17 protein-coding genes are annotated in these 21,072 nt (G+C 63.0%); 8 read left to right on the forward strand and 9 right to left on the reverse strand.

What is annotated here, in order from left to right:
- Positions 1-1,101 carry a hypothetical protein gene (locus FZX09_RS05450; protein WP_226400846.1) on the forward strand — a complete coding sequence of 367 codons (1,101 nt, stop codon included), beginning with the start codon at positions 1-3 and terminating at the stop codon, positions 1,099-1,101.
- On the opposite strand, the gene FZX09_RS05455 is transcribed toward FZX09_RS05450, so the two are convergent.
- Positions 1,095-2,843 (reverse strand): diflavin flavoprotein, encoded by a 1,749-nt coding sequence (locus FZX09_RS05455; RefSeq protein WP_226400848.1) that lies wholly within the window; start codon positions 2,841-2,843, stop codon positions 1,095-1,097. The two genes, FZX09_RS05450 and FZX09_RS05455, sit on opposite strands and share 7 nt — an antisense overlap.
- An 82-nt stretch (positions 2,844-2,925) precedes the next feature.
- On the opposite strand from FZX09_RS05455, the gene FZX09_RS05460 reads away from it, so the two are divergent.
- The gene (locus FZX09_RS05460; protein ID WP_226401116.1) at positions 2,926-4,221 is read left to right on the forward strand and encodes an NRAMP family divalent metal transporter; all 1,296 of its coding nucleotides are present in this window, start codon (positions 2,926-2,928) and stop codon (positions 4,219-4,221) included.
- 115 nt (positions 4,222-4,336) lie between these two features.
- On the opposite strand, the gene FZX09_RS05465 is transcribed toward FZX09_RS05460, so the two are convergent.
- From FZX09_RS05465 to FZX09_RS05485, 5 genes are all read right to left on the reverse strand, one after another.
- Positions 4,337-4,729, reverse strand: coding sequence for an Hsp20/alpha crystallin family protein (locus tag FZX09_RS05465; protein ID WP_226400850.1), 393 nt, complete (start codon positions 4,727-4,729; stop codon positions 4,337-4,339).
- 166 nt (positions 4,730-4,895) lie between these two features.
- Positions 4,896-5,375, reverse strand: a complete 480-nt coding sequence (locus FZX09_RS05470; protein ID WP_226400852.1) for an MEKHLA domain-containing protein — start codon at positions 5,373-5,375, stop codon at positions 4,896-4,898.
- Positions 5,376-5,389: 14 nt separating this feature from the next.
- Positions 5,390-6,277 carry an SWIM zinc finger family protein gene (locus FZX09_RS05475; RefSeq protein ID WP_226400854.1) on the reverse strand — a complete coding sequence of 296 codons (888 nt, stop codon included), beginning with the start codon at positions 6,275-6,277 and terminating at the stop codon, positions 5,390-5,392.
- Between the two features lie 2 nt (positions 6,278-6,279).
- Positions 6,280-9,477: a DEAD/DEAH box helicase gene (locus tag FZX09_RS05480; RefSeq protein WP_226400856.1), complete on the reverse strand. Its 3,198-nt coding sequence runs from the start codon at positions 9,475-9,477 to the stop codon at positions 6,280-6,282.
- The gene (locus FZX09_RS05485; RefSeq protein WP_226400858.1) at positions 9,474-9,890 is read right to left on the reverse strand and encodes a hypothetical protein; all 417 of its coding nucleotides are present in this window, start codon (positions 9,888-9,890) and stop codon (positions 9,474-9,476) included. The genes FZX09_RS05480 and FZX09_RS05485 overlap by 4 nt, the downstream gene beginning before the upstream one ends.
- A 25-nt stretch (positions 9,891-9,915) precedes the next feature.
- On the opposite strand from FZX09_RS05485, the gene alaS reads away from it, so the two are divergent.
- Entirely contained in the window at positions 9,916-12,585 is a 2,670-nt protein-coding gene (gene alaS, locus FZX09_RS05490) for an alanine--tRNA ligase (protein WP_226401118.1), read from the forward strand.
- Here the strand turns inward: alaS and speA are convergent.
- Positions 12,576-14,504, reverse strand: a complete 1,929-nt coding sequence (gene speA / locus FZX09_RS05495; RefSeq protein ID WP_226400860.1) for a biosynthetic arginine decarboxylase — start codon at positions 14,502-14,504, stop codon at positions 12,576-12,578. The two genes, alaS and speA, sit on opposite strands and share 10 nt — an antisense overlap.
- 122 nt (positions 14,505-14,626) lie before the next feature.
- Here speA and ndk point away from each other — a divergent pair, with 122 nt between their 5' ends.
- Positions 14,627-15,082, forward strand: a complete 456-nt coding sequence (ndk, locus tag FZX09_RS05500) for a nucleoside-diphosphate kinase (protein ID WP_226401120.1) — start codon at positions 14,627-14,629, stop codon at positions 15,080-15,082.
- A 4-nt stretch (positions 15,083-15,086) separates the two neighbouring features.
- Here the strand turns inward: ndk and FZX09_RS05505 are convergent, their stop codons facing one another.
- The gene (locus FZX09_RS05505) at positions 15,087-16,199 is read right to left on the reverse strand and encodes an FAD-dependent oxidoreductase (RefSeq protein ID WP_226400862.1); all 1,113 of its coding nucleotides are present in this window, start codon (positions 16,197-16,199) and stop codon (positions 15,087-15,089) included.
- 91 nt (positions 16,200-16,290) lie between these two features.
- Between FZX09_RS05505 and gatB the strand changes: the two genes are divergently transcribed.
- Positions 16,291-17,772 carry an Asp-tRNA(Asn)/Glu-tRNA(Gln) amidotransferase subunit GatB gene (gene gatB, locus FZX09_RS05510; RefSeq protein WP_226400864.1) on the forward strand — a complete coding sequence of 494 codons (1,482 nt, stop codon included), beginning with the start codon at positions 16,291-16,293 and terminating at the stop codon, positions 17,770-17,772.
- Positions 17,772-18,563: a 2OG-Fe(II) oxygenase gene (locus FZX09_RS05515; protein WP_226400866.1), complete on the forward strand. Its 792-nt coding sequence runs from the start codon at positions 17,772-17,774 to the stop codon at positions 18,561-18,563. Before gatB ends, FZX09_RS05515 begins: the two co-directional genes overlap by 1 nt.
- Here FZX09_RS05515 and coaE read toward each other — a convergent pair.
- A complete protein-coding gene (gene coaE / locus FZX09_RS05520) occupies positions 18,560-19,186 on the reverse strand; it encodes a dephospho-CoA kinase (RefSeq protein WP_226400868.1) in 627 nt (208 codons plus the stop codon). The genes FZX09_RS05515 and coaE overlap by 4 nt on opposite strands.
- Positions 19,187-19,236: 50 nt before the next feature.
- Between coaE and argJ the strand changes: the two genes are divergently transcribed.
- Together argJ and FZX09_RS05530 are read left to right on the forward strand one after the other, a co-directional pair.
- Positions 19,237-20,439, forward strand: coding sequence for a bifunctional glutamate N-acetyltransferase/amino-acid acetyltransferase ArgJ (gene argJ, locus FZX09_RS05525; protein ID WP_226400870.1), 1,203 nt, complete (start codon positions 19,237-19,239; stop codon positions 20,437-20,439).
- Between the two features lie 51 nt (positions 20,440-20,490).
- Entirely contained in the window at positions 20,491-21,063 is a 573-nt protein-coding gene (locus FZX09_RS05530) for a hypothetical protein (RefSeq protein ID WP_226400872.1), read from the forward strand.
- Positions 21,064-21,072: the final 9 nt, after the last annotated feature.

Consider the following 21,072-nt stretch of genomic DNA (forward strand, 5'->3'; position numbering starts at 1 on the left):
TTGGCGCAGAGCGTTGTTGTTCTCTCCTCCGAGCTGATTACCACCCTCTCGGTACTGGCCTATCTGCGCTGGAGAGGGATCCGGGGCACCCGGCTGGAGGTCGTATCGCTTTATCGCGACGACCTCAGCCATTGGGCCATGGCCTTCCAGCCGCTGCTGCAGGGTCTTGCGGCCCAGGATGGGCATGACTGCCGGTTCATCACTGGCGATAGTGCGTTGATCGAGCCGGAGCCCAGGGCCTGCAGCCTGCTGCTGCTGCCGCGCTTGGATGATCGCGAAGGCCAGCAGATGCTGCGCGCGTATCTGGCGTCAGAGGTGGTGGAGCTGGGGGAATCGATTGGGGTGGAAACACGTCTTTATTCAGAGCAAGCCCAGCGCAACCGGATCAGGGCGCTCGAGTTGGTGCGTCGTTCCCAAGCCATGGCTTCGGTCCGTTTGGATCAGCTGGTGCCGTTTGATCGCCCGGTAGAGCCGTTGCGGCTCCAGGAATTGCTCGAAATCTGCGCCAGTTTCCGCAGGGCTTTCGTCGATGCCGAAGCGCCCTACGGGCCGCAGACAGAGGGAGTGCTGCTCTGCTTGCCCTATTTGAGAGTGCCCAAATGGCAAATGCGCTGGCGGCTCTTGGGTCGATCGTTTGGCTGGCGCCTGGCGCCAGGCATCGAGAACCGGACCTATTTCAAGCACGCCATCTGTGCCGCGTTACGACCGTTGCCAGCCAATGCGCCGTTGCGGGTGCAAGCTCATCCCAAGAACGAAACACACCATGGCTTGATCGAACGGCTGTTGGCTTTGTTGCGGCCAGGCAGATCCTGGGAGCTGCTCCCCGCCGATGAACCCCTTGAGGTGCGGTTGTTGCGTGGATGGTCTGATGAAGGGATCGGGCGTTGGAACGTACTGGGTTTCGGCACCAATCTCTTGTCTGCAGCGGTGTTCCTCTCGCCCCATCACCGTGGAGTTGGTCTTTGCCAGCCGGCGGAACATGGTTGGTGGCGCCGCTGCATTGATCCTTGGCTCAACCGCCGTGAATGGAAGAGGAGCCAGCACGTGGGCCCTCTGCTGACCAACCTGTTGGATGCTTTGGACCAGCTCCAGGCTCAGTAGTGGTTTCCCACTTTGCGGTGGTGCACCGCGGTGCTGGCTTCGGCATCGGCCACGTTGCCCTGTTCCACCACGGCATAGATGATCCAGTGGTCGGGGCCCTCCATCCGTTGCTCAACCCGGCAGCCCAGAAACGCCAAGGCATCGGCGAGCACCGGGCCGCCATCGGCAGTTCCCTCTAGCACGCTCACCCCAGCAAAACGATCGGCACCGGGGGGAAAGCGCTTGAGGAAGTGACGCATCAGTGCCTGATGGTTGTCCTGCCGTAGAACATTCAGCACGAAGCGATCTCCCACCTGCATCAGGGCTTCGATCGCACGGTCTTTGGCGACGGCGATGGTGAGGCCCGGTGGGGTGAAGCTGGCCTGGCTCACCCAGCTGGCCACCATGGCGCTGCGGCGCTGCGACTCGCCTTCCCCTTGGCTGGCGGTCACCACATAAAGGCCACCGCTGATGCGACCCAGGGCTTTGTCGAGGTCTCCATCGAGGCTTTTCATCGCCGCGATCGTCTTCTCTTTGGTCAGCAGCTGGCCGAGGTCAGTGCCGGATTCCTCACAGCGTTGGTAGTCGCTGCCCTGGGGCAGCTGTTTGATCCGTAGCGGGTTGAACGCTTGCTTCTGACCCTGGCTGCGCAATTGATCGGCGACGGCATCGATCGGTTCGTCGTTGCCGCCGAAGGCGTCGTAAAACCCCACCAGTTGCTTGGGATGCAGGGCCGCCAGCAGAGTTCCGATGGATGCCTGGAGATCCGGCTCCGGTTCCGCGGGCCAGGTGGGCACCACAACGGCCTTGGCATCGCCGATCAGGGCGGTGAGTTCCTGGGGGTCGGTGGCCCGCAGATCCACCAGCTGCACCTGGGCATCCGCTTTGCCGATTCCGTGGGCAATGGCCTGGCTGATCCGATCAGAGAAGCCGTACTGGCTGAGGTAACAGACGGCGGCATAGCTCTCTCCTTTGCTGCGCTGGCCGCTCCACTCGCGGTAATCGCTGATCCAGTGGCTGAGGTGATGCCGCAACAGCGGCCCATGACCCACAGCGATGGTGTTGATCTCCGGCAGGCCATCCATGCGTTTGAGGGCCTGCAGCACGCTGCGGGCGTTGGGGCCCATCAGGCAGTCGTAGTAGAAGCGGAAATCGGGAGCGATGGCGCCGGGATCGGCATCGAAGACGTCGTCGGAGCAGTAGTGCAGACCGAAGGCGTCGCAGGTGTAGAGGATGCCTGTGCCGTGATCAAAGGAAAAGATCGTGTCCGGCCAGTGCAGGTTCGGAGCACTGAGGAATTCGAAGCGGTGCTGGATGCCGCTGTCGGGGTTGGTGCCGAGATCCAATTCTGCGCCGGACTTCACCGCACGGGATTTGAACGGCCTGTGCACCTGGTCCTTGAGGAACTGCAGCGCCACCTTCGAGCCCACGATTTCGATCTCAGGATTGAGATCGATTAGGTCACCGATCAAACCGGAGTGGTCGGGTTCGGTGTGGCTCACGATCAACACATCGATCGCGGTTGGATCGATCTGCTCCTTGAGCAGGGGGATCCAGGTGTCGCGGAACTTGGCGTGGCTGGTGTCGATCAGGGCGGTGCGTTCTCCCCGCACCAGAAAGGCGTTGTAGGTGGTGCCGTTGCGCAGGCCGAATTCGATGTCGAAGCGGCTGCGGTCCCAGTCGAGGGAGCGAATCGTGCTGGTGTCGGCAGCGATGGCCTCGCACTGCAGCGACAGCTTCGGAGCAGCGGGAGCAACGACCATGAAACCGACCGTGACGGAAGTCCACTTTAAGAAGATTCAGCGGGGGAAGGCGTCGGAGACTGGTCGCAACCGCAACCTTGTGATGGCGTCATCGACGCTCAGGCAGAGCATCGGGCCTGGGATTTTGCTGGCCGGTGCCTGCATCGGTGGATCCCATTTGATGTCGTCCACCACGGCGGGAGCCCGATTCGGCTTTGCACTCGTGGTATTGATCCTGCTCACCAACCTGATCAAGTACCCGTTCCTGCGTGTGGGCACCCGCTTCACAGCGGCCACGGGACTGTCGCTGCTGGAGGGTTTCCAGAAACGCAATGCCCTTTACCTGCCGCTGTATCTGGTGGTGAGCCTGGTGACGGGGACTTTCACCATTGCGGCGGTGAGCTTTGTGGCGGGGCTGCTGCTCACCAATATTCCTCTACTGGCGGGACTGGACCCCTACGGACTGTCTATCGCCGTGCTGGTGGTGAGTGGCCTGGTGCTGCTGCTGGGGCACTACCGAGCGCTCGACCGTCTCTCCAAATTGTTGGTGGTGCTGCTCACCCTGCTCACGGGGGTCGCGGCCGCATCGCTGCTGATCCGTGGCCCTGTCGGGGATGTGGCGGCGAGTTGGGTCAGCACCGAGCCCAGCCCCTGGACACTCGCCAACCTGGCCTTCCTGATTCCCCTGATGGGCTGGATGCCCGGACCGGTGGAGATGTGCGTGTGGCCATCGCTGTGGATGTTTTCGCGCGCGCGCGACACCGACCACACCGCAACGCCGAAGGAGGCCGAGTTCGATTTCAACCTCGGCTACAGCGTCACTGTGGTGACGGCCATGTTCTTCGTGATCCTGGGCGCCTACACGATGTACGGCAGCGGTGAAGGAATGCTGGCTGGCAGTGGCGTCTCCTTCGCTCAGAAGCTGATCAAGCTCTACACAGCAGCCATGGGTGGTTGGGCGGCCTGGGTGATTATCCCGGCGGCCTTTTCCGCCATGTTCAGCACCACCCTCACCTGCCTGGATGCCTACCCCCGCAGCATTGCGGCGATCCAGGGCTTGTTGCGTCATCACGACACTGGGGATTCAGCGCCGGGGCCCATGCAGCGTCGCTTCGACATCTGGTTGATCGTGCATTTCCTGGCGGCTGTGCTGGCGCTGGTGGTGGCCAAGAGCGGCGGGATCGGGGTGAAGGATTTCGTCTTCGGGGCGATGACCGGCAGTTTTCTCACCGCTCCTCTGTTCGCCTGGATGGCGATGGACACGATCAACAGCCCCCTGGTTCCGTTGGAGCACCGTTATGGGCGGCTTACCCAGGCCTTCTGCTGGTTTGGCCTGGTGTTTTTCAGTGGCTTCAGCCTGCTGTTCATCGGCCGCTTCTTCCTGGGCCTCGGCGGCTGATTCCGCCCCGGTTTCAACAAAAAACCCCTGCCATGGGCAGGGGTTGGGCTTCCGTTCTTCTCGTCTTGGTGTTGGGCTTGTCCAGCCCAAAGCTGTTTTGTGCTCGGGTCCTGACTCAGCTCTCGACCTTCACAGAAACGCTGGTGTGCTCCACAGCTTTGCCGGCGTTGATTTCAAGAATGCCGTCCCGATAGCTGGCCTTGAGCTGGTCGCGATCGAGGCTGTGGGGGAAACGGAAGCTGCGGCTCCAGGTGCCGCAGCGGAATTCGCTCAGCAGAGGTGCTTCGGTGTCTTCGCTGCCTGTCGCTGGTCGTTCGGCGCTGATCACCAGGTTGCGATCGGTGGCCTTGACGTCGATCGAGTCCCGGTCCACCCCGGGTAGTTCCAGCTGCACGGTGTAGCTGGTTTCGGTCTCGCGGATTTCAGCGTTGGGAACGCGTTCAGCGGTGGCCACTTGCTGCTCGAGACGCTCGAACAGCTCGAAGGGGGATTGGCGAAGGGTCAGCATGATGGTGGCTCCGAAGAATGAACATCTGCGGACTGGGTTGATCGCCCGCCATCACAATCTGCGCTGCTTGGATGAGAACCAGAAGCGTGAGAACCGTCCGTTTTGATTCGGTCTCTACCACCAGGTTCGGCTGGCACTACAGGGATGTTGTTGAAACCGAATCTCCTTAAAGCCACCACCAGTCGCTGAAGCAGGCCGCCTGGCCGCAGACCCGTTCTTCTGCATCCCAGAGGGTCCAGATCCGGGCCTTGTTGATCATGAATCGTCGCCCTTTGCGGCTAATGCGAATGCCGCGGTAGTTCTGCACTGCATCGAGACGTTTGGCCTGGCCGAGGGCGCTGCTGCGTTCCGCCCGTTCGCTGTCCGGTGCGGTGAGCCGCGAGGGCATGCCGATCAGCTCATCCCAGCGGCTGTCCCATAGCTGCAGGGCCGCAGCGTTGGCGTAACTGAGCTTGGGATCCTGCTCCGTGCCGTGGGCCAGCACCGGGAAGCCGCAGGCAAACAGGTTCTGGCAGAGCAGCCGCTTTGCGTGGCCTGGTTGGGTGGCGGCGATCAGCGGCCTGCTGAAGGCCTGTTGATGCGATTGGAGCAGCAATTCGGCGAGCCCTTGTTTGTCGTTGCTGAGCCAGGCGGCTTCGCTGGCCATGGCTCTGCTCCGCTTCAGCTGCCAGCTGCCATGGCCTGCAGCATCGCCTTCTGGGCACTGGCCTGGCCATGAGCCTTGAGGTTGTTCAGGAAGGTGCTTCGGGCCTCTACAAAGCGCGGGTCTTCCGCCAGAGGCAGCTCTCCGGCGGCATCGAGGCCCGTGTCGCCCTCCATCGCTGGGGCAATCACCACCAGGTCGCCATCGAGGCTGCGGTTGTAGCGCCACCACAGGGCCGGGTCCTGCACTGCCGCATGTGGCGGCAGCGGTGTTGCCTCGTGAGGTGTGCTGGCTTTTTTCTCGTCTTTGGCTGCCGCCGCCCGCTCCGCCAGGGCCTTGCGCCGATGTTCCGCCAGGTCTTCCAGCAGCCGAGCTCGGTTGCGGCCCCGCAGTTGGAACAGCACGAAGGGGTCTTCGCTGAAGCGATCCCCCATTAGGAAATACACCGCGCTGATGTGTTTGCAGGGGTTGGCTTTGTCGGGGCAGCTGCACTCGCTGCGTACTTCCTGCAACTTGAACGGGAACAGACGTTTGCCGCTGGCGGCGAAGGCCCGCTCGATGTCGGAGGGCATGATCCCCGCCAGCAGCTGTGCCGACCAGCGGGCTTTTTGGGTCAGGGCTTCCAACACATAGCCCCAGTCCTCATCGTTGAGCACGTCCAGCCAGAGCTTCACTTTGTAGGGCGCTTCATCGGTGCCCTGGACGCGGGCGTGAACGCGGCGGCCTTCGAAGCGGATCGAGGTCACATGGCCTTCGCGGGCGTAACCCCAGGCCCGCTCCAACCTTTTTTTGAAGCGGTAGCCGTTGATGAGCTCCATCCACTGCTCCACCCACCAGGGCTGTTGGCCCAGGCCGTCGTCGCCGATGGCGGTGATGCCGTTGGTGTTGCCGTTGCTCAGGGTCATGGTCAGGTGTCCTCCAAGGCGACGAGATTGCGCAATTGATCGCCACCGAGGCTTCCCAGCCAATCCTCCCCGGAGCCGATCACATCCTCGGCCAGTCGTGATTTCTCCCGGATCATGCGATCGATTTTTTCCTCCACCGAGCCGCTGGTGATGAATTTGTGCACCATCACCCGGTTGGTCTGGCCGATCCGATAAGCCCTGTCGGTGGCCTGGTTTTCCACGGCCGGGTTCCACCAGCGGTCGATGTGGAAGACGTGGCTGGCCCGGGTGAGGTTGAGGCCCACACCACCAGCCTTGAGCGAGAGCAGGAACAGCTGCGGACCGCGGGGATCCTCCTGGAAGCGATCCACCATTGCCTGGCGTTCGCTCTTGCGGGTGCCGCCATGCAGGAAGGGCACTTCTGATTTCCAGCGCTGCTGCATCCAGGCCTGCAGCAGATGCCCCCATTCGGCGAACTGGGTGAACAGCAGAGCCCGATCACCTGCTTCTATCACCTCATCGAGGATTTCTTCCAGCCGCTGCAGCTTGGCCGAACGGCCCAGGAAGCCATCGTCCACCGCACCTTCGCTCAGGGCCAGGGCGGGATGGTTACAGATCTGTTTCAGCCGGGTGAGCAGGGCCAGCACCTGACCGTGGCGCTGCCCGCGTGGCGCCCGCGCAATGGCATCGAGGGTGTCTTCCACGGTTTTGCTGTACAGGGATTTTTGCTCTTTGCTCAGCCCCACCCATTCGCTCAGTTCTACCTTTTCCGGCAGGTCGGAAATGATCGTTTTGTCCGTCTTCAGCCGGCGCAGGATGAAGGGACCCACTCGGCCTTTGAGATCCCGCAGGGACGACATATCGCCGTACCGCTCGATCGGCATCCGGTAGCGCTGGCGGAAGAAGTCCTCTTCCCCCAGCACCTTGGGATTGAGAAAGTCCATCAAGGCCCACAGTTCACTTACTCGGTTCTCCACTGGGGTGCCGGTCAAGGCGATGCGGAAGCGGTTGCTCTTGCTGCGGCCGGGGCGGGCCAGGTCGCGGGCGGCCTGGCTCTGCTTGGCGCCGGGGTTCTTGATCGCTTGGGCTTCGTCAATCACCACCCCCTGCCAGTCCTGGGTTTCCAGCAGTTCGCTGTCCCGCTGCAGCAAGCCGTAGCTGGTGAGCACCAGATCCACATCCTTCAATGCTTTCTTCAGTTCGACGGGTGTGGAGGGGCGGCGCGGGCCGTAGTGCTCGATCACCGCCAATTCCGGGGTGAACGATTCCGCTTCCCGTCGCCAGTTGGTGAGCACCGATGTGGGAGCCACCAGCAGCACCGGGCGCTTCAGTTCTTGCTCTGCTTTGAGGTGTTGCAGAAACGCCAGCAGCTGGATGGTTTTGCCCAGGCCCATGTCATCGGCCAGGCAGGCCCCTTGGTCGAAGCGGTGCAGGAAGGCGAGCCAGCCCAGCCCTCGCTCCTGGTAGGGCCGCAACTGGCCACTGAATCCCTCTGGGGCCGGCAGGGGGTCGGGGGCCTTCTGCTGGTGGTATTGCTCCAGCACCGATTGCAGCCGCGGACCAGCATCGAAGCGGTGCACCGGCATCCTCATCAGCAGTTCCCCTTCTGTTCCGGTCAGCCGCAGTGCGTCATCAAGGCTTAGTTCCGGTTTCGCCCCACAGAATCTTTCGGCGTTCTTGAGGTCGTTGGGCCGCAGTTCAATCCAGGCCCCCTTGTGGCGCACCAGGGGGCTGCGCTTGCCGCTTAGACGCTCCAGTTCCCGCAGGGTGAGTGTCACCCCGCCGATCATCAGATCCCACTCCCAGTCCAGACATTCGCCCAAGGTGAAGCCGCGGGAGCGCTCTGGAAGTTCGGCCTTGATCGACAAGCCCAGCCGGCTGGCCAGGCCACCGGAGAGGCTGGGCGGCAGCTCCACACCCACGCCGGCATCCCGCAGCTGGCGAGCGGCTGTGCGCACCAGCACGAAGGCTTCCGCCGGGGTCAGCTGCATCGTGTCCGGCGTGGCGCTCTCCAGGCCGCGTTCGATCGGTGGGAACACCGTCAGGGCTCGTCCCAGACCCTCCAGCAGCACTTCGCCCGGTTGATCCACCTGGATCTCCCCCAGTTGCAGCATCTCAGCGCCAGAGGCCCAGGCCGCGGCGGCCGGGAGCTTCAGGCTGGGGTCAGCTTCCGCCTGCAGCCCGAAGCGCAGTTCCCAGAGATCCTCTCCATCCGGTGGGGTGTGCAGTTCCAGGCATGTGCGGGCTGCGGCAAATCCGCCGGCGATGCCCTCTCTCCAGTGATGGCTGGCGGTGGCCAGGCGTTCGGCCTCTTCATCACCGATTTCGATCACTCCGGTGTCCGAGCCCAGCGCCTCTTGCCAGAGGGTCAGCAGGGGATCAAGCCCATCCGTGGACGGTTCAAAGTCCTTGCGCAGCTGCGCGTCCACCAGGTCTTCCAGCAGCGTCGCCACCCGCAGGCGTCCGCTGCGGGGCCGGCAGCTCGCCACGGGGTTGGCGGCCCGCATGGCCTCTGGTCGCAACCGGGTGGTGCGGTTGCTGCGGCGCCCCAGGGGTTCCCGCCAGGGCAAGGCGCAGGTGGCCACCAGCGGCAGGCTGGCCGCCAGATCCTCGAGCCGGCGCCGGTCTTCTTCCCGGTTGAGCAGCGGCACCCAACGGGCCCGATGGGGATAGCCCTCCCCTTTGCTGAGCTCCATCTGGGGAATCCAGCGGCCCCGGGCCACCAGGCTCAGTGCCCAGCGCTGCAGATGGCTCCACCAGCGCAGTTCGTCAGCTAGGTCGGGATTGGTGCCGGAGAGCGGCAATCGTGATAACCACTCCGTGGCTGCCGATGCTTCGACGGCTAGTCCCTGCACCTGCCAGGGCCACCATTCGGTTTGCTTGGGAATCGGTTCGCCGGCTTGCATTGGCAGCCCGGTCCAGCCCGGTGGCTCTGCGGCCGGCTCTTCTTTTTTGGTTCGGCTTTTGCGCGGCTTCACCGTGCGACTCGGCAGGGTGAGACAGGCCGTGGCGTCGATGCAGCCGCCCGGCAAAAGGTCGCGTTCACTCAGCCAGGCCCTGAGGTCGTCATGGCTCAGGGTGAAGGGATGCAGAGCCGGGGTGAGGCCTGGACCTTCTGGTGTGGCTACCCGCCAGGTGTCAGCCCAAACAAGCAGTGCCGGTTGACCGGAACTGCTGGAGGTGCGGATGGCGGGAAGCCAGGTGGCGTGCAGCAGGCTCATGGCCGCGACGCGGGCAGGAAGCGGAGGATGCCGTGGAGCAGGAGAGCACTGCCGATCAACGGCAGCCAAGCCTGAAGAAGCTCCACTGTTAATGATGCCATGCCATCGACCTGCCAGTTGTCAAGGGGTAGGGGCATGCCGAGGCTGCGCAGCCCGCAGACCGCTCCCACCAGGCCCGCCTGCAAATGCCCGTCGTCGGGGTCCACCCGTTGCAGGTGGAAGGCCAGCAGGCCGTAAAAGAGACCGCAACCGCCGGAACGCACGGCAGCGTCCAGGCCCCAGGGCAAGCTGAGTAGCCCAGCACTGATGCCCGCAGCCAGAGCCCAACCGATCGACTGCAGCCGCAGTTGCTGGCGAATCTCGGGATCACTGGGTGGAACGGCCACGGGCGCCGGCGGTTCAAAGGCGATCATGACGGCAGGATCCCCCTTTCCTGTCATGGTTGCCGCCGCATCGTCGTCTTCTGCAGCGTCTGCGCCGCGCAGTGGGGAGGAGATTCGTGAGGCTTTTCTCAACTTCTATGCCGAGCGCGGCCATAAGCGGATGGCCAGCGCCTCGTTGATTCCCGAAGACCCAACGGTGCTGCTCACCATTGCGGGAATGCTGCCGTTCAAGCCTGTTTTTCTGGGTCAGCAGGAGCGACCCGCTTCCCGGGCCACCAGTTCGCAGAAGTGCATCCGTACCAACGACATCGAGAACGTGGGGCGCACGGCTAGGCATCACACCTTTTTCGAGATGCTCGGCAACTTCTCGTTCGGGGATTACTTCAAGCAGCAGGCGATTGAGTGGGCCTGGGAGCTCAGCACCGGCGTTTATGGCATCGATCCCAAGAACCTGGTGGTGAGTGTCTTCCGGGAAGACGATGAAGCCGAGCAGATCTGGCGCGATGTGGTGGGGGTGGATCCCAAGCGGATCATCCGCATGGATGAGGCCGACAACTTCTGGGCGTCCGGCCCCACCGGCCCCTGTGGCCCCTGCTCGGAGATCTATTACGACTTCAAGCCCGAGCTCGGGGATGAGGGCATCGATCTCGAGGACGACGACCGCTTCATCGAGTTCTACAACTTGGTGTTCATGCAGTACAACCGCGACGCGGAGGGCACCCTCACGCCGCTGGCCAACCGCAACATCGACACCGGTATGGGCCTCGAGCGAATGGCCCAGATCCTGCAGAAGGTTCCCAACAACTACGAAACCGATCTGATTTTTCCGCTGATCCAAGCAGCCGCGGATCTGGTGGGGGTCGACTACCACCAGCTCGACGACAAGGGCAAGACGTCCTTGAAGGTGATCGGCGACCACAGCCGTGCGGTGACGCAGCTGATCTGCGATGGCGTTACTGCCAGCAACCTGGGCCGCGGCTACATCCTGCGGCGCCTCCTGCGCCGGGTGGTGCGCCATGGCCGCCTTCTCGGCATCGACAAACCTTTCCTCGTCACGATGGGCGAGGCGGCGATTGCCCTGCTTAAGGGGGCTCACCCCAGCGTGATTGAGCGCAAGGAGGTGATCCTGGCCGAGCTTCAGCGGGAGGAAGCCCGCTTCCTCGAGACCCTCGAGCGCGGTGAGAAGTTGCTGGCCGAGGTGCTGGCCTCCAAGCCCACACAGATCAGCGGTGCCCAGGCCTTTGAGCTGTATGACACCTATGGCTTCCCGCTGGAGCTCACCCAGGAGATCGCGGAGGAGCAGGGCTTGGTCGTCGACCTCGACGGGTTTGAGGCGGCGATGGAGGAACAGCGACAGCGGGCCAAGGCAGCCGCGGTGAGCATCGATCTCACGCTGCAGGATGCGATCGATCAGGTGGTTGCCGATCAGGCGGCCACCTGTTTCGAGGGGTATGAAGCCCTCGACCAGGCCTCCTGCGTGCAGGCGTTGGTGGTGAACGGCGAGCCAGCTACCACCGCCAAGGCGGGTGATGCGGTTCAGGTGGTGCTCGACACCACGCCGTTCTATGGAGAAGGCGGCGGTCAGGTGGGCGATCGCGGTGTGCTGGTGGGCAGCGATCTGATCGTGCGGATTGAGTCTGTGAGCCGCAGCCGCGATGTCTTCGTCCATGCCGGGCGGGTGGAACGCGGGGCGCTCGCCCTGGGCGACACCGTGAAGGCTCAGGTGGATCGCGCCTGCCGGCGTCGGGCCCAGGCCAATCACACCGCCACCCACCTGCTGCAGGCTGCGCTCAAGCAGGTGGTGGATCCAGGCATCGGCCAGGCCGGATCACTGGTGGATTTCGATCGCCTGCGCTTCGACTTCCGCTGCCCCACGGCGGTGACGGCGGATCAGTTGCAGCAGGTTGAAACCCTGATCAACGGCTGGATTAACGAGGCCCATGCGCTGCAGGTGCAGGAGATGGCGATCGACCAGGCCAAGGCGGCCGGTGCCGTAGCGATGTTCGGTGAGAAGTACGCCGATGTGGTGCGTGTAGTCGATGTGCCCGGTGTGTCGATGGAGCTCTGCGGCGGCACCCACGTGGCCAACACTGCGGAGATCGGTTTGTTCAAGATCGTGGCGGAAAGTGGCGTCGCCGCCGGCATTCGCCGCATTGAAGCTGTTGCCGGCCCTGCCGTGCTCGCCTATCTCAACGAGCGCGATGCGGTGGTGAAGCAGCTGGGAGATCGCTTCAAGGCCCAGCCGGCCGAAATCGTTGACCGTGTAGCAGCCCTCCAGGAGGAGCTCAAGGCCACCGGCAAGGCCCTGGCGGCGGCCCAAGCGGAACTGGCGGTGGCCAAAGCCGGCGCTCTGGCCGCCAAGGCCCAGGCCGTGGGCGACTTCCAACTGCTGGTGGAACGTCTCGATGGTGTGGATGGCGCCGGTTTGCAGGGGGCAGCTCAGAGCCTGGCGGATCAGCTGGGGGATGGTGCGGCCGTGGTGATCGGCGGTCTGCCGGATCCTGGCGACCTGGGCAAGGTGATCCTGGTGGCAGCCTTCGGCAAGCAGGTCATCGCCGCCAAGCTCCAGGCCGGCAAGTTCATTGGTGGCATCGCCAAGCAGTGCGGTGGCGGCGGTGGTGGTCGCCCGAACCTGGCCCAGGCTGGTGGTCGCGATGGTGCCGCCCTGCCTGCCGCTCTTGAGGCAGCGCGCTCAGAGCTTGCGGCAGCGTTGCCTCAGTCTTGAAGGTACGTGGTCTGTCGCAGGCTGCTTTCGAGGTGATCGAGCAGGCGTCGTGATTCATCGATGCGGAGTTGGTCAGTGTTGATGGCCGCCTCCGCTGCTATCCGCAACCGCTCCAGCAAGGCGCGGGGGTCGTGCTCCATGGCCTCCAGTACATCGGCATTGGTGTCGCCCCGCACGACATGGTCAATGTGATAACTACCGCCTGGGCTGAGGCGAATGTGCACGGCATTGGTGGTGCCAAACAGGTTGTGCAGATTGCCCATCACCTCTTGGTACGCCCCGCTGAGAAACAGGCCGATCAGATAGGGGTTGTCGCCGTCGAGCTCGTGCAGCTCCAGCAACTGTTTGGGTTGCCCATCTCCGATGAAGCGATCCAGGCGTCCATCGGAATCGCAAGTGAGGTCCGCGAGGTTGGCCAGTCGGGTCGGCCGTTGATCCAGCTTCTGGATGGGCACCACCGGAAACAGTTGATCAATGGCCCAAGTGTCGGGAGCTGAGCGAAAGATCGACAAGTTGGCGTAATAGGTCCCAGCCAGTGCCTTGTTCAGGGCTGCGAGCTCCTCCGGGATGGCTTGATCCTTGGGCAGCCGTTGGGCGATGGCGTCTGCACAGGCCCATGTCAGTTGTTCGGCCGTGGCGCGGTCGGGGAGACCCATGTACCCGAGCCGGAATGCGGCAAGCGCATCCTGCTTGAACTTCAGGGCATCATTCCAGGCTTCTTGCAGTCGCACCAACTGCGCATCCGCCGTCGCCGATAACTCCTGAATGGTGGCAAGGGTGTCCCGCAGGTTGCGAACGGTGAGTGGTTCGTCTCCACTTGCGTTGGGAATCGATGCGGGGAGTGCGCTGCTGCCAAGAATGTCGAACACCAGCAGGGAGAAATGGCTGGCAATGGCGCGGCCGCTTTCGCTCACCAGCGTGGGCACGGCAACACCATTGGGTTCGCAGCATTCCCGCACCGTGGCCACAACGTCGTTGGCGTAGTTCTGCAGCGAGTAGTTCGTGGAGGCCGACGATGCGGTGCGGCTGCCGTCGTAGTCGATGCCGAGTCCACCACCCACATCCAGGAAACCCATCGGGGCCCCCAGTCGGTTGAGCTCCACATAGATCTGCCCCGCCTCTTGGAGAGCGTCTTTAAGCACGGCAATGTCGTTGATTTGGCTGCCGATGTGGAAGTGCAGCAGGCGAAGATCTTGGAGCAGGTTGTTGTCCCTCAGCCGCTCCACCGTTGCCAGCAACTCAGGAATGGAGAGGCCGAATTTGGCCTTGTCGCCAACGGAACTACCCCAACGCCCTGTGCTGCGGCTGGAGAGCTTGGCCCGCACGCCGATGTAGGGCGCTGCTCCCAGGCTCTTGCTGGCTTCAATAATCCGGTCGACTTCGTCCGGCTGTTCGATCACTACCACCGGTTGGCGTCCCAGACGTCGCGCCAGGATTGCGGTCTCGATGTAGAGCCGATCCTTGTAGCCGTTGCAGATCAGCAGGGCCTCGGGGTCGTCCAGCAGCGAGAGCGCGATCAGCAGCTCTGCTTTGCTGCCCGCCTCAAGCCCGAAGTTCCAGCGCTTGCCGCAGCTCACCAATTCCTCCACGACGTGGCGTTGTTGGTTGCACTTCACTGGAAAGACGCCTTGATACCGGCCGGGGTAGCTGTATTGCGAGATAGCGCGTTCAAAGGCGGCGTGGAGCCGCTCGAGACGGTCTTCGAGGATGTCGTCGAAGCGAATCAGCAGCGGCAGAGCCAGGTTGCGGCTTTTCAGCTCCGACACCAGATCCACCAGATCGAGGCTGCCGCCGCGATCCCCTTGGGGTTGAACGCTGATGTGTCCGCGCCCATTGATGGAGAAGTATGGATCGCCCCAGCGGTCAAGGCCATACAGCGCAGCACTGTCTTGAATCGACCAGTGTTCGCCGTCTGACACCTGCGTCTGGATGAAGGGGATGGCTGGAATCTAGGGACATTCCCTGCGCTGCCCAAGGCCTGTGCTTGCCAAGCGGGGTGGCCAGCACTGACGATGGCGGCGCTTTTATTCACACCAAATCCATGGCCGAACGCACGTTCATCGCCATCAAGCCCGACGGCGTCCAGCGCGGCCTGGTGGGCGAGATCCTCGGCCGCTTTGAGCGCAAGGGATTCAAGCTGGTCGGTCTGAAGCAGATCACCCCCAGCCGCGCCCTGGCTGAGCAGCACTACGGCGTTCACAAGGAGCGTCCCTTCTTTGCTGGCCTGGTCGACTTCATCACCTCTGGCCCCGTGGTTGCCATGGTGTGGGAAGGCGATGGCGTCATTGCCAGCGCCCGCAAACTGATCGGTGCCACCAAGCCCCTCGAAGCCGAGCCCGGCACCATTCGTGGCGATCTGGCCGTCAACATCGGCCGCAATGTCATCCACGGTTCCGATGCTGCTGAAACCGCTGCCTTCGAGATTGGCCTCTGGTTTGAAGCCTATGAGCTGAACGACTGGTCCCCTTCTGATCAGGAGTGGCGCGTCGAAGGCTGATCGCTCAGTTTTCGAATCGGTTCCACCGGAAAGCCTCCAACAACGCCTTTTCGGCTGCGTTGGGGGCTTTTTTCATGACTCCGCCCGCCGTCAGCTCAGCCGTGATGGCAGCGAGTAAAACGCCATTGCGGTGATGCCCGCAGGCCAGCCATAGGCCTGGCAGTGGACCAGGGCCGAGCAAGGGGCCTTCGTCGGGTGTGCAAGGCCGGAACCCCCACCAACGCTCCATTGGGGGCCAGTTGGCTGCTGTTGGCAGCAGGCAGGCGATGCCCGTTTGCAGTTGTTTTTGGCCATCGGGCGTGAGGCCTTCAGCAAATCCTGCGCCCCGTTCGCTGGTGGCTCCCACCACGATCAATCCGTCTTCACGTGGAACCAGATAGGTGCCGGGGCCGAAGATCACCCGCTTCAGTGCCTCCCGCGGCCCTTGAAGCGACAGCATCTGGCCTTTTACTGGGAACACCGGCAGTTGCGGCACCAGTTGTTGGCTCCAGGCGCCACTGCAGAGCACCGCCTGCCGGCAGCTCAGTTGCTGCTGTTCCCCTTCGGCGCTGCGCAGACGGATGCCGCAGAGCTGTCCCGTGGAATCCCGCTCCAGAGCAAGCACCTCGGCCCCTTCCATGAACTGCACGCCCAGGGACACACAGGCGCGCTCCAGGGCCCGCATCAATTGCCTGCGGTTGTCGATCTGGCCGTCCTGCTCGAACAGCAACCCCGTGCTCCACTCCAGCCCCAAGCCTGGGATTTCCCGCTCCAGCCCGGTGCGGTCCAAGGTTTGTCCGAGGCTCGCGGTGGGGTAAGCCTCCCGCTCGGCCGCTGTCCGGAACGGCACCACGATGCCGCTGGTGCGCAGGCCGCAACCCAGGCCGCTGTCACCCTCGATCTGTGCCACCCAACGAGGGATCAGCTCGAGGCTGGCTTGGCCCAGCTCCAACAACTCGCCGCTCAAGCCTTCGGCATGGGGTGCCAGCATCCCTGCAGCAACAAAGCCTGCTGCTTCGCTGCGGCGGCGGCTGATCACGGTCATACGCTGTCCGCGACGGGCCAGCTGATGAGCAACGGCCAAGCCCATCAGGCCCCCGCCCAAAACACAGACGGCTGAGTCAGAGGCGGCAGTCATGCGCGAGAAAGGCCCTTGCTGGTCATGCTGTCAGGAGAGGGCTTCATCCTGATTCCATAGGATCCCGGGATCTGCTTCACATCAAGGGCGCATGGCCGACGCAGCAACCCAACCGGCCTGGGAGGCCGTGATCGGTCTCGAGACCCACGTGCAGCTGGGAACGGACAGCAAAATTTTCACGGCGGCTTCGACCACCTTTGGCGATGACCCCAACACCCACATCGACCCGGTGGTGTGCGGTCTGCCTGGCACGTTGCCGGTGCTCAACAAGAAGGTCCTCGAGTACGCGGTGAAGGCGGCGATGGCCCTCAACCTCAACATCGCCGAACACAGCAAGTTCGACCGCAAGCAGTACTTCTATCCCGATCTCCCGAAGAACTATCAGATCTCCCAGTACGACGAGCCGATCGCGGAGGAAGGTTGGATCGAGGTGGAGGTCGCTGAAAAAGGAAAGGACACCTACATGAAGACGATCGGCATCGAGCGTCTTCACATGGAGGAGGACGCCGGCAAGTTGGTGCATGCCGGCAGCGACCGTTTGGCGGGATCCACCCATTCCTTGGTGGATTACAACCGCGCTGGTGTGGCTTTGGCCGAGATCGTCAGCAAGCCGGATTTGCGCACCGGTCGCGAGGCTGCGGAATACGCCTCGGAGATCCGCCGGATCATGCGTTACCTGGGCGTGAGCGACGGCAATATGCAGGAGGGTTCCTTGCGTTGCGACGTCAACATCTCCGTGCGTCGGGGGCCGGATGCGCCTTTCGGGACGAAGGTGGAAATCAAGAACATGAACTCGTTTTCGGCCATCCAAAAGGCCTGTGAGTACGAGATCAAGCGTCAGATCAAGGCCTACGAAACCGGTGAGCCGATCGTTCAGGAGACCCGCCTCTGGGACGAGGGAAAGCAGCTCACCAAGAGCATGCGCAGCAAGGAAGGGGCCAGCGATTACCGCTACTTCCCGGATCCCGACCTGGGCCCGATTGAGGTGAGTGTGGATCAGCGGGAGTCCTGGCGTGCTGAGCTGCCCGAGCTGCCGGCAGTCAAACGCCATCGCTACGCCGATGATCTGGGCCTCTCCCAGTACGACGCGCGGGTGCTCACCGATGAGCGTCCGATGGCCGACTACTTCGAGGCCGTTGTGGGCGCTGGTGCTGACGCCAAGCTTGCGGCGAACTGGATCACCGGAGACATTGCTGCCCACGTGAACAGCAACCGGCTCAGCTATGCCGAACTGCCCTTCCGGCCTGAGCAGTTGGCCGAGATGGTTCAACTGATCGATGGGGGCAAGATCAGCGGAAAGATTGCCAAGGAGATCCTTCCTGAGCTGCTGGAGAAAGGCGGCTCACCCAAAGCGATCGTCGACGAGCGCGGCCTCGGCATGATCAGCGATCCGGCGGCCATTGAGGCGATCGTCGATGAGCTGTTGGGTGCCCATCCCGATGAGGTGGAGGCCTTCCGCGGCGGCAAGACCAAGCTGCAGGGCTTCTTCGTCGGACAGTTGATGAAGAAGACCGGTGGTAAAGCTGATCCCAAGCTTGCTAACCAGATTCTGAGCAAGAAACTCAAGGGTTGATGAGTGGAGCGGCAGCCATTCCCGATGCCTGGAAGGGGTGGTTGCTGCAGAACAGGGACAGAGGCTGTGATCCTGAGGGGCTGATGCAGCGGGCCCTCGATCAGGGGTTTTCGCGAGAGGCGATTGCGGCTGTTCTCCAGTCGTCCACGCCGGATTGGCTCGCTTGGTTTGAGTCACCCCTCACTCGAAAGGAGCACCGGCCCCGCGCCTGGCGGCTCGATACCTCACTCGCCCAGGTGTACGAGCTGCAGGCCCTGCTAAGCCATGAGGAGTGCGGGCAAGTGATCGACGCCATCAATGCGTCACTGCAGCCGTCGACGGTGACCCGCGGCAGCAGCGACTACCGCACCAGCCGCACCTGCCATCTGCGTCAGAACCATCCCCAGCTGGCGGCGACCCTGGATCAGCGCTTTGCGGCCTTATTCGGCGTGGATCCGCGCCTCTCGGAACCGATTCAGGGGCAGCGCTACGACCCCGGCGAGTACTTCAAGGAACACACGGACTGGTTTTCGCCGGGCACCGAGGAATACGCCACCCACACCGACAGTGGCGGCCAACGCACCTGGACAGTGATGGTCTATCTCAACGCTGTGGAGCGGGGTGGAGAGACGCTGTTCCGCCGCCTGGGGCGGTCGTTCACGCCGGTGCCCGGCATGGCGTTGGCCTGGAACAACCTTCAGGCCGATGGCACCCCCAACCCCTTCACGCTGCATGAGGCCTTGCCGGTGGAGGTGGGCCACAAATGGGTGATCACCAAGTGGTTCCGTGCCGACTTTGGGCGTAACGGCTAGTCGGGTTTTGCTTTTTCTGTTGCGTTGAGTAGCCCCACGGCCTGGGCTCGCCAAGCGCCGGGTTGGCCTTTATTGGTAATAACGTGGTCGGCCAAGTCGCGTTTGCGACTCAGAGGCCATTGAGCGGCAATGCGGGCTTGAGCGGCTTCAATGCTCAGCCCGTCTCTGGCGATCAAGCGCTCGAGTTGCTGGGATGCATGGCAGTCGACCAGCCAGATTTCGCTGCAGAGCGACTCCAAACCCGCCTCGAATAGCAGTGGGATCATCAGCACGACGGCTGGCTTTTTGGCATGGAGGCTGAGTGCTTGGTCGAAGCGCTCCCGAACGAGCGGGTGAATCAGTTGCTCGAGCCACTGACGCTCAGCGGGGTCTTGGAACACGATCCGACCCAGAGCAGCTCGGTCGACGGCCGCGCCTCCCTCGGCCTGGACCGTGGAGCCATACCGCTGCAGCACGGTGTGGGTGGCCTGGCGCTCAGGCGCGAGAGCCTCTCGGGCGAATTGATCCGCATCCAACACCGGAAGACCTTGTTGGGCTAACCAACGGCCCACGCTGCTCTTGCCGCTTGCAATTCCGCCCGTGAGACCGATGCGTCGTTGCGAGAAAAGCTCGCCAGGCGCCATGGTGTCGGAGCAGGATGCATCCAGTGTCTCGCGGCAGATCAGCGGTGGCGATGGCTTCTTCTTGGCAACCGATCCAGGGTGGTGTGACGGCACCGAATGGGTTCCAGGCTGCAGGCATCGTTGCTGGCCTGAAGCCTTCGGGTAAGCCTGATCTGGCGCTGGTGTTGGCACCGGAGGCGGCTGTTTGTGCGGGCACCTTCACCACCTCAGTGGTGCGGGCGGCCTGTGTTGATCTCTGCCGCGATCGCCTCGTCAGCCATGGCGGCCAGGCCCGTGCTGTGTTGATCAACTCCGGTCAGGCCAATGCCTGCACCGGGGATCGCGGTTTGGTTGACAGTCAGCGCGCCACCCAGGTGCTAGCGGATCAGCTCGGCATCGATGCGGAGTCGGTGTTGATCTGCTCCACAGGCGTGATTGGTGTGCCGATTCCGATGACGACCCTCTTGGCTGGCTTGGCTCCTTTGGTTGAAGCCCTGGATGACGCGGGTGGTGATGCCGCTGCCAACGCCATCCTCACTACCGATCTGGTGGACAAGCAGGTGGCACTTGAACTGGAGCTGGAGGGGCGCAGGGTGCGCATTGGAGGGATGGCCAAGGGTTCGGGAATGATTCATCCCGACATGGCCACGATGCTGGGCTTTTTCAGTTGCGATGCCGGTGTTGATGCCGGTGTTTGGCAGGGGATGGTGCAACGCGCGGTGCAGCGTTCCTTCAACGCCATCACTGTTGATGGAGACACCAGCACCAACGACACCGTGCTGGCCTTTGCGGCAGGCCCACCGCTGGCCCAAGAGCACCATGCCGTTTTGGAACAGGGCCTGACCCAGGCGATGCAGCAGCTCGCCCAGGCCATTGCCCGGGATGGTGAAGGGGCCACCTGTTTGATCGAGGTGCAGGTGGAGGGCGCGATTGACGAGGCCGCGGCGTTGCAGGTGGCGCGTACGGTTTGCGGCTCGTCCTTGGTAAAGACCGCTGTCCATGGCCGGGATCCGAACTGGGGGCGGATCGTGGCGGCAGCAGGTCGCTCCGGCGTGTCTTTCGAGCCGGATGCCGTTGCTCTTTGGATTGGTCAGTATCAATTGATGGCGGCCGGTCAACCCGTGGCCTTTGATCGCGCTGCAGCCAGCGACATCCTGCGGCAGGAGCATGTTCCTATTCGCCTCTGCCTCGGGGATGGTTCCGGCTGTGGTCAGGCCTGGGGATGTGACCTTTCGGATCAATACGTGCGCATTAACGCCGACTACACCACTTGAAGATTCTGTTCTGGATCCCTGTCACAATCCGAGTCTTCGTCAGGCCCACCCGTGGACAAGACCAGCTCCCCTGACGCTCCCGTTGAAACCCAGTCTCGTTTCTGGGTGGGCCCTCTGGTGGCTGGTTGTTGTTTTGCCCTTGGTTACGGCATCACCGAGCGGGTGATGACGCTGCAGACCAATGCTGAAGACCCTGTCCCTGAGGCCTTCACCCCGCTCGCGTTTCCAGGGGATTCCCTGCAGGAGATCCGGTCCCGGTTCAGCGACGACGATGCAGAGCTGCAAGTGGATGTCACAGCCCTGGAGGCCGCCGAGGCCGCGAGCCGACTGGCCAAGCCAGTGGTCAAGGAGGCGATCAAACCCGATCTGGCTCTGCAGACGCCCGAACCTCCGGTGTGGACGGCCCCAGCCTGGTCGGACCCCCAAACCATTGACCCCGAGCTTGACGACAGCAACGCCGATTCCCTGGTGGTTCCGGAGGAGTCCATCGAGGTCATGCCTGCTGTGGTTGTCCCTGATGGTGATTCACCGGTCTTGGTTGCTGAGCCAGAACCTGCTGTGCTGCCTCCGGGAGCTGAAGCCTTTTTTGAAACCATCGAGCCCGTGATCCCGCCTCAGCCCTGATCTCCGGGT

The sequence above is a fragment of the Synechococcus sp. MU1643 genome, from assembly GCF_020514095.1.
Classification (GTDB): Bacteria; Cyanobacteriota; Cyanobacteriia; order PCC-6307; family Cyanobiaceae; genus Parasynechococcus.

What these genes read in the sequence shown, in the direction of transcription:
- FZX09_RS05455 (WP_226400848.1), bottom strand. Translation starts at nt 2,843, where the DNA reads ATGGTCGTTGCTCCCGCTGCTCCGAAGCTGTCGCTGCAGTGCGAGGCC.
- FZX09_RS05460 (WP_226401116.1), top strand. Translation starts at nt 2,926, where the DNA reads ATGGCGTCATCGACGCTCAGGCAGAGCATCGGGCCTGGGATTTTGCTG.
- FZX09_RS05465 (WP_226400850.1), bottom strand. Translation starts at nt 4,729, where the DNA reads ATGCTGACCCTTCGCCAATCCCCCTTCGAGCTGTTCGAGCGTCTCGAG.
- FZX09_RS05470 (WP_226400852.1), bottom strand. Translation starts at nt 5,375, where the DNA reads ATGGCCAGCGAAGCCGCCTGGCTCAGCAACGACAAACAAGGGCTCGCC.
- FZX09_RS05475 (WP_226400854.1), bottom strand. Translation starts at nt 6,277, where the DNA reads ATGACCCTGAGCAACGGCAACACCAACGGCATCACCGCCATCGGCGAC.
- FZX09_RS05480 (WP_226400856.1), bottom strand. Translation starts at nt 9,477, where the DNA reads ATGAGCCTGCTGCACGCCACCTGGCTTCCCGCCATCCGCACCTCCAGC.
- FZX09_RS05485 (WP_226400858.1), bottom strand. Translation starts at nt 9,890, where the DNA reads ATGATCGCCTTTGAACCGCCGGCGCCCGTGGCCGTTCCACCCAGTGAT.
- alaS (WP_226401118.1), top strand. Translation starts at nt 9,916, where the DNA reads ATGGTTGCCGCCGCATCGTCGTCTTCTGCAGCGTCTGCGCCGCGCAGT.
- ndk (WP_226401120.1), top strand. Translation starts at nt 14,627, where the DNA reads ATGGCCGAACGCACGTTCATCGCCATCAAGCCCGACGGCGTCCAGCGC.
- FZX09_RS05505 (WP_226400862.1), bottom strand. Translation starts at nt 16,199, where the DNA reads ATGACTGCCGCCTCTGACTCAGCCGTCTGTGTTTTGGGCGGGGGCCTG.
- gatB (WP_226400864.1), top strand. Translation starts at nt 16,291, where the DNA reads ATGGCCGACGCAGCAACCCAACCGGCCTGGGAGGCCGTGATCGGTCTC.
- FZX09_RS05515 (WP_226400866.1), top strand. Translation starts at nt 17,772, where the DNA reads ATGAGTGGAGCGGCAGCCATTCCCGATGCCTGGAAGGGGTGGTTGCTG.
- coaE (WP_226400868.1), bottom strand. Translation starts at nt 19,186, where the DNA reads ATGGCGCCTGGCGAGCTTTTCTCGCAACGACGCATCGGTCTCACGGGC.
- argJ (WP_226400870.1), top strand. Translation starts at nt 19,237, where the DNA reads ATGGCTTCTTCTTGGCAACCGATCCAGGGTGGTGTGACGGCACCGAAT.